We start from the raw sequence: 6,875 nt of genomic DNA on the forward strand, positions 1-6,875 counted from the left end.
GGCAGGCGGCGCCCGGCGGCGAACAGGAAGCAGTCGCCAGCCAGCAGCAGGCAGCCCTGGCGGCCATCGGCGCCCAGCAGCCAGGTGCCACGGTTGCGCCCGAGGGATTCGGGCAGGCGCTCCCAGACTTCGTGGTAGCTGCCGTCCAACCCGTCTTCCAGCAGCTTTTCGCTGTCCACGAAATGCATGCGGCCGATGTCCTCGCCGCCATTGGGCGGCTGGAAGTCGATTGCACGGTGCCACTGGCAGATATCGCCGGTGTTCTCGGTGAGGCCGGCGAACCCGGCCTGGGTGGCCAGCGCATCGGGCGTCTCGGGTGCCGGCAGCGGGATGCGCAGGTCGGCGAACAGGCGCTCGGTCTGCAGCCAGTAGACGCGGGTGCTGGTGTCGTGGGTGCCTGCGGTGGTGGTCAGCAGGGTGCGCTGCCAGACGCCCAGGTAGGCGGGCGGCACCGCGGGAATGTTCAGGCCAGGCATGCGTTCTCCTCCCATTCGGCGAGCACGCAGCGGCTGTCCAGCACGCGGCCGAACAGCCCGCCCTCCACCTCGACCATGGCCAGGGCGGCGGCGTGCAGCTCGGCGCTCGGCGAGCCGCAGGCATCGCTGACCAGGGTACAGGCGTAGCCCAGCTCCACAGCCGCGCGCTGGGTGGAAGAGACGCACACTTCGGTGGTCACGCCGCAGATCACCAGGTGGCCGATGCCACGGCGGCGCAACAGCAGGTCCAGGTCGGTATAGGCGAAGGCGCTGTAGCCGGGCTTGTCGATCACCGGCTCGCCGGCCAGCGGGCGCAGCTCGTCGATCAGGTCGTGGCCATGTTCACCGCGCACCAGCAATCGTCCCAATGGGCCGAGTGCGCCGATGGGCGCGCCGGCCTGTTCGGCGCGGCGGCGCTTGCTCTCGTGCAGGTCGCTGAGGTCGGGGCGGTGCCCTTCGCGGGTATGCACCACCAGCAGGCCCAGCGCGCGGGCACCGTCCAACAGCCGGGAAATGGCCGGGATAGGCGCACGGAGGCGGCCTATTTCCAGCCCCGCCTGGTCGGCGTAGCCACCGGGGGCGCAGAAGTCGCGCTGCATGTCGATGACGATCAGGGCGGTGCTCACAGCGCGAACTCCTTGCGTACCGCACCGGCGATGCCGTTCACGATGTCCTTCGCCATGCGCAGGCCCTTGTCGGCACTGGAGCCGCGCGCCGAGGACAGCACGCCCGAAGGCGGTACCCACTCGGTACGGCTGGGGTACATGTCGTAGGGCGGGAAGTCGGCCGGGCCGTCGTCGGGGATCAGGTCCAGGCGCACCAGGCTGGGCAGGTAGTGCAGCATCAGCGAGGTCTCGATCACCGCCGCGTGCTCCAGGGCGAAGCCGGGGAAACCGTCGGGGAACACGTCGTTCAGCGTCGCTTCGCTGCAGAAGTCCCAGTGCTCCAGACGCATCACCTCCAGGGGGCTCGAAGACCCGAGCTCACGCAGCGCGAGCTGGATACCTTCGGTGACGAACCACTGGTTCTCGTAATGCCCGTCCACCAGCACCAGGCGGGTGACGCCATGGCGGGCGAACTCGCGCACGGCGTCGCGCACCAGGGCGATCAGGGTCTGCCCATCGAGGCTGGTGGTGCCGCAGAAATGCTGGCCGCCGCCGCACTTGGGCTGCGATTTGTAGCCATAGGAGAGGGCGGGCGCCACCAGGCCGTCGACCTGGCGGGCAACGTCTTCGCACAGCGCACTGGCCAGCAGCGCGTCGGTGCCCAGCGGCAGGTGCGGACCGTGCTGCTCGGTGGCACCGCAGGGCAGGAAGACCACGGGGGATTGCTCGCGCACCCGGCGCGCGTATTCGACCCAGCTGAGCTGGTCCATGCGGACAGTCATGATTCGGCCTCGCAGAGAGTGGGAGAAAGGTCAGGAGAAGGGCGTGCGGCGATCAGCGCCGCCGCCAGAACCAGGGAGCCGCCGAGCCATTCGCGCAGGCCCGGTTCGCGGTCGCCGAACCAGGCGGCGGTGAGCACGGCGACCAGCAGTTCGATCACTACCAGCACCGCGGCGCGGCTCGCCTCGACATGGCTGAAGCCATACTGGGCGGCGCCCATGGCGGCCAGCCAGAACAGGCCGAAGCCGACCAGTTGCAGCCATTGGTGGGCGTCGACAGCGGGCAGCGGTGTGCCTTGCAGCAGGCAGAACAGCCCGCCCAGCGCGGCGCTGCCGATGAAGCCGACCACTGCCTTGCTCGCCAGCGGCACCTGTTCGGCGGCGCGGGTGGCCAGGTTGTTGAGGGCGAAGGCGAAGCCGGCGGAAAGCGCCAGCCAGTCGCTGGCGGCCAGCGGGCGGAAGGTTTCGCCGCTGATGCCCAGGGTCAGGGCGATGCCGAGCATGGCCAGCGCCAGGGCTCCGAGCCGCGAAGGCGTCAGGCGCTCGCCGAACAGCAGGCGTCCACCGAGCAGGCCCCAGACCGGCGCCAGGTAGAACAGCAGCATGGCGCGCACCACGTCGCCTTCGGACAGTGCCGCCACCAGCCCGGCGGTGGCCCAGCCGCCAAACAGGCAGATAGCGAGCAGGGCGCCGCGCTGCGGCCACCACTGCCGGCGCTGTCCCAGCACCAGCGGCACGGCCAGTACGCAGAGCAATCCATAGGTGCAGAGCACCAGCGGCATACCGGCAAGGCCCTGGCCGGCGAAGTGCGCCAGGGGCATCCAGCCCAGGCCCCAGATGGCGGCGCCGAGCAGCAGGACGAGTTCCGCACGCATCAGGCACCCATCCAGGCGCCGCCATTGGCGCCGAGTATCTGTCCGTGGAAGAAGCTCGCGCCGGGCGACACGAGGAACAGCACCGCGGCGGCGATCTCCTCGGGCTGGCCGAGGCGGCCGGCAGGGATGGCGGTTTCGCGGGCGATCATCGCCTCGCTCATGTGTTCCACCGAGACCATCGGCGTTTCCACCGGGCCCGGCGCCACGCCGTTGATGCGGATGTGCGGGGCGAATTCCCGCGCCAGCGCCTTGGTCAGGCCGATCACCCCGGCCTTGGCGGTGCAGTACGCGGCGTAGCGTTCGCGACCGAGCTGGCCCAGCTCGGAGGCGATGTTGACGATGCTGCCGCTTCCGCGCGCCTGCATGTGCGTCAGGGCATGGCGACAGCAGCGGTAGACGGCGTGCAGGTCGACGCCCAGCAGGTTCGCCCAGTCATCCTCACTGGTGTCGAGGAAGGGTTTTTCCAGGATGATCCCGGCGTTGTTCACCAGGATGTCCAGTTCACCCTCGGCGAGCAGGCGGGCGAACATCTCGGCGACCTGCTCCGGCGCGCCGACGTCGGCCTGCACGGCATGGGCGCGGCCACCCGTGGAGGCGATGCGCGCTACCAGCGCGGTGGCGGCATCCGGCTGGTCGAGGTGGTTGATCCATACCTGCGCGCCGGCCTCCGCCAGTGCCAGGGCGATGGCGCGGCCGATGCCCTGGGTGGCGCCGGTGACCAGCGCGGTCTGTCCTGCGAGCGGTTTCATCAGTGCATCACCTCGCCATGGCTGACCGACAGCGCCTGACCGGTAATGGCGCTGGCCAGCGGGCTGCCGAGGAACAGGAAGGTGCCGGCGAGATCGGCCGGCGTGAGCAGCTCCGGCACTGCCTGGGCGGCGAGGATCTGCGCCAGCTCGTCGTCCTCGCTGCGGCCGTTGGCGTCGGCCATCACCTGCAGCGAGCGCATGGCTGCTTCGGTGGCGATCCAGCCGGGGCACACCGCGTTGACGCGGATGCGCCGTGGCCCCAGTTCCCACGCCAGCGAGCGGGTCAGGCCGATCACCGCGTGCTTGCTGGCGACATAGGCGGAGAAGCCCGGCACGCCCTTCAGGCCCCAGATCGAGGCCTGGTTGATCACGCTGCTGCCGGCGTGCAGTTGCGGCAGCAGGGCGCGGGTGAGACGCAGCATCGAGGCGACGTTGTTGTCCAGCAGCGCCTGCCAGCGCTGGTCGGTCTCGGCGTTGCCGCCCTCCAGCGGCGTGGCGTACTCGACGCCGGCGTTGTTGATCAGCACATCGAGCGGGTTGCCCTGGCGGCTGTCGGCGAAGGCGGCGATGGCGTCGCTGCTACTCAGGTCGAGGGCGGCGCTGCGCACGTCGCACAGGGCTGCCAGCTCGTCCGCCACGCCTTGCAGCGCCTCGGCGTTGCGGTCGAGCAGCTCCAGCGTCGCGCCCTGTTCGGCGAACGCCCGCGCCAGGCCCTTGCCGATGCCGCTGGCGGCGCCGCTGATGAGGGCGCGCTTGCCCCGGTAGTCGATCATGCTCAGACCGCCGTCAGGAAGGAGACGCCCACGGCGCCGTAGAAGCCGTCTGCGCGGTCCTTGCCCTCTGGCGCGACCTCGCCGTAGTGGTCATCCACCACGCGGCGCAGGCGGTGCCGGTGGAAGCCCTTGAACAGCAGGTGCATCGGCAGCAACTGCGCGTAGCCGTCGCCGTACAGCTCGTGGTGCAGCTTGCGCAGCCGGTACCAGGGCGCCACGGGTTTCTCGTGGTGGGCGTTGTGGTAGGCGAAGTTGAGCAGCAGCAGGTCGAGTACCGGCCAGCGCACCGAGACCACGTTGGAGTAGGTGTTCATCTGCTCGTAGGTGCGGTCGCGGGCCTTGTCGTCGGGAATCCTGCCGCCGTCCTCCAGCACCGCGAAGGCGTCGTAGGTGTGCTGGTAGGCGTCGGTGAAGCGCAGCACCACGATCATCAGCGTCCAGGCGACGAAGTAGAGCAGCAGCGCCTTGGGCGAAATCGCCGCCACCAGCGCGAACAGTGCGCCGCGCACCAGCAGGGTCAGCGCCACGCGGCGGCGGTTGGCGCGGTGGCGCGGGTTGTCGGTGATGAAGGGCAGGAGGATCACGTAGTAATGCATGATCAGCTCGATGGCCGGCACGTAGGCCCATTCCGCGGCCAGCACCAGGTTGCGTACCCAGCGCGGGCTGCGGGCGAGGAAGACCTTGGTGTCGAAGGTGATCACGTCGGCGCGGTCGACGTGGTGGCGCATGTGCTTGCGGCGCAGGTCCTGGAAGCCGGCGTAGCAGCTGCCGCACAGCCAGCTGCAGGCTTCGCCGGCCCAGGTGTTGTGCGCGGGCCTGGCGAAGATGGTGCCGTGGGCGAATTCATGGATCAGGTACGCCGCGACTATCATCGCGTGGCCCAGCAGCAGGGTACCGGCGGCGTTGAGCAGCCAGCTATCGGCGAACAGCAGGGCGAAGCCGGCAGCGTAGCCACCGAAGGCATAGGCCAGGGCCAGGCTGTTGGGCAGCCGGCCATCGGCGTAGCGGTACAGGGACGCGGACATGAAGAACCTCCGTGGGCGTTCCCGCCCTCCTGGCGGGAGCGGTGGGTGGGCGCCTTACTGGGCGAGTGCCTGGACGAACTGCGCGTCGAAGGTCTGCGCGAGGTCGGGGATCGCCGGGATCTGGCTGTTGTCCTTGAGCAACTGGGCGATCACCGCGCCGCTGCCGAAGAACGAGCTGGTGGCGTCGGACTTCTCGAAGTTGCGGGCCATCTCGCCCAGCGGGATGTTGTAGACCCCCGCCATCTGCTCCTTGGCCTCGGCCGCGCTGACGCCCAGCACCTTGCCGATGATCTCGGCGGACTCGTCCGGGTGCGCCTTCATGTAGGCCAGGCCGTCGGCATAGCCCTGGATCATCGCGCTGATCGCCTTCTGCCGCTTGCCGATGACCTCCTGGTTGAACACCAGCACGTCGGTGATCAGGCCCGGCGCGTCCTTGGAGGAGTACACGACGTGGAACTTGTCGCCCGGCATGCCGAGGATCTGCGAGACGTTGGGCTCGTAGGTCACGCCCACCGGCAGGCTGCCGGAGGCCATGGCGCCGGGGATGCCCTCGGGCGTCATGTTCACCGGGCTGATGTCCTTGTCGCTCAGGCCGTGGCTCTTGAGCGCGTAGGCGAGCAGGAAGTCGGACGGCGAGAGCGGGTTGAAGCCGATCTTCTTGCCCTTGAAGTCGCTGACCGACTGGATCGACTTGTCGGCGACGATGGCGTCCCCGCCGTTGGAGAAGTCGATGGGCATCACCACGCGGTAGGGCTGGCCCTTGGCGACGCCGCCGACCACCTGGTCGTAGGTGAGCATGCCGCCGTCGAGGGCGCCGCCGGTCATGGCGGTGGGAATCAGTGCCGGGTCGTTGAAGAACTGCAGCTCCACCTTCAGGCCGTGGGGCTTGTAGAGGTCGAGCTTGTCGGCGACGTAGAAGGGTGCGTAACCGGCCCAGACAACGGTGCCGATCTTGAGCTTCTCGGCGGCCTGGAGCGTCAGCGGCACGACCCCGGCGGCAGCAAGCAGACAGGCACCGAGCAGGGTCTTGCGCAGGGAACGCAGGGAAAGCGGCATGGTCATGGCATTGCTCCTAACGGTTGGAAATCGGCACGGGATGACATCACGTCTCCCGGGCTTTTCTCCCGCCGTGTAGCCCTGTCCCTAGGGCCGGAAAACTCTCGGACCAGACATCCTTCTCGCGAAGGACCGGAACCCTAGTTCGCCTGTGGTGCAACTCCAGTGTGCCTTGCAGCGATCGCTCACCCGGTGGCTGCCTTGCCGTGGGTGATGCATCCCGTTGCAGGGGACTGAGCAATTGAAATGCCAGTTTTCCCGATGCGGAGAAACTACCGGGGATTTCAAACGCTTAGCTGAAATCCTCGGTTCGCTGAGGGGGCCGCCGTTCGCCCGGCCGGCACCAAGTCGATGCGTCTTGCCTTCTATTGATGCATCAGGCGGTGCGCGCGGCGGTGCGGCGCAGCGAGGCGGCCGCCGGGGCTACGAACACCCCGGCCGCCTCCCGAGTCATTAAAAAACATATGACCCTGCCGACGAAAAGAGAGGTGTAGAACTCGGTGGGCGCCCGATCATTAAAAAAAAAAGGGAGGGGGG

Annotated in this window: 7 protein-coding genes, 1 pseudogene and 1 riboswitch; all 8 genes and pseudogenes read right to left on the reverse strand. The window is 68.6% G+C overall.

What is annotated here, in order from left to right; translation table 11 throughout:
- Positions 1–461: pseudogene (locus ACCC94_RS26490) on the reverse strand (hypothetical protein); the annotation flags it as partial.
- 2 nt (positions 462–463) lie between these two features.
- Entirely contained in the window at positions 464–1,102 is a 639-nt protein-coding gene (locus ACCC94_RS26495) for a cysteine hydrolase family protein (RefSeq protein ID WP_413352583.1), read from the reverse strand.
- On the reverse strand, positions 1,099–1,863 hold the full coding sequence (locus ACCC94_RS26500; RefSeq protein ID WP_413352584.1) for a creatininase: 765 nt from the start codon (positions 1,861–1,863) through the stop codon (positions 1,099–1,101). Before ACCC94_RS26500 ends, ACCC94_RS26495 begins: the two co-directional genes overlap by 4 nt.
- The gene (locus ACCC94_RS26505) at positions 1,860–2,735 is read right to left on the reverse strand and encodes a DMT family transporter (protein WP_413352585.1); all 876 of its coding nucleotides are present in this window, start codon (positions 2,733–2,735) and stop codon (positions 1,860–1,862) included. Before ACCC94_RS26505 ends, ACCC94_RS26500 begins: the two co-directional genes overlap by 4 nt.
- Positions 2,735–3,484: an SDR family NAD(P)-dependent oxidoreductase gene (locus ACCC94_RS26510; protein ID WP_413352586.1), complete on the reverse strand. Its 750-nt coding sequence runs from the start codon at positions 3,482–3,484 to the stop codon at positions 2,735–2,737. The genes ACCC94_RS26505 and ACCC94_RS26510 overlap by 1 nt, the downstream gene beginning before the upstream one ends.
- The gene (locus ACCC94_RS26515; RefSeq protein WP_413352587.1) at positions 3,484–4,257 is read right to left on the reverse strand and encodes an SDR family NAD(P)-dependent oxidoreductase; all 774 of its coding nucleotides are present in this window, start codon (positions 4,255–4,257) and stop codon (positions 3,484–3,486) included. The genes ACCC94_RS26510 and ACCC94_RS26515 overlap by 1 nt, the downstream gene beginning before the upstream one ends.
- 2 nt (positions 4,258–4,259) lie before the next feature.
- Complete coding sequence (locus tag ACCC94_RS26520; RefSeq protein ID WP_413352588.1) at positions 4,260–5,282, reverse strand: fatty acid desaturase family protein; 1,023 nt, start codon at positions 5,280–5,282, stop codon at positions 4,260–4,262.
- A 54-nt stretch (positions 5,283–5,336) separates the two neighbouring features.
- Entirely contained in the window at positions 5,337–6,344 is a 1,008-nt protein-coding gene (locus ACCC94_RS26525; protein ID WP_413352589.1) for an ABC transporter substrate-binding protein, read from the reverse strand.
- A 44-nt stretch (positions 6,345–6,388) separates the two neighbouring features.
- Positions 6,389–6,493: riboswitch (guanidine-I (ykkC/yxkD leader) on the reverse strand.
- Positions 6,494–6,875: the final 382 nt, after the last annotated feature.

The organism is Pseudomonas sp. Pseusp97 (genome assembly GCF_047304025.1).
Classification (GTDB): domain Bacteria; phylum Pseudomonadota; class Gammaproteobacteria; order Pseudomonadales; family Pseudomonadaceae; genus Pseudomonas.

Bases quoted from the DNA above. Each gene is read 5' to 3' on its own strand.
- ACCC94_RS26520 (WP_413352588.1), bottom strand. From the start codon at position 5,282: ATGTCCGCGTCCCTGTACCGCTACGCCGATGGCCGGCTGCCCAACAGC.
- ACCC94_RS26525 (WP_413352589.1), bottom strand. From the start codon at position 6,344: ATGACCATGCCGCTTTCCCTGCGTTCCCTGCGCAAGACCCTGCTCGGT.
- ACCC94_RS26500 (WP_413352584.1), bottom strand. From the start codon at position 1,863: ATGACTGTCCGCATGGACCAGCTCAGCTGGGTCGAATACGCGCGCCGG.
- ACCC94_RS26515 (WP_413352587.1), bottom strand. From the start codon at position 4,257: ATGATCGACTACCGGGGCAAGCGCGCCCTCATCAGCGGCGCCGCCAGC.
- ACCC94_RS26505 (WP_413352585.1), bottom strand. From the start codon at position 2,735: ATGCGTGCGGAACTCGTCCTGCTGCTCGGCGCCGCCATCTGGGGCCTG.
- ACCC94_RS26510 (WP_413352586.1), bottom strand. From the start codon at position 3,484: ATGAAACCGCTCGCAGGACAGACCGCGCTGGTCACCGGCGCCACCCAG.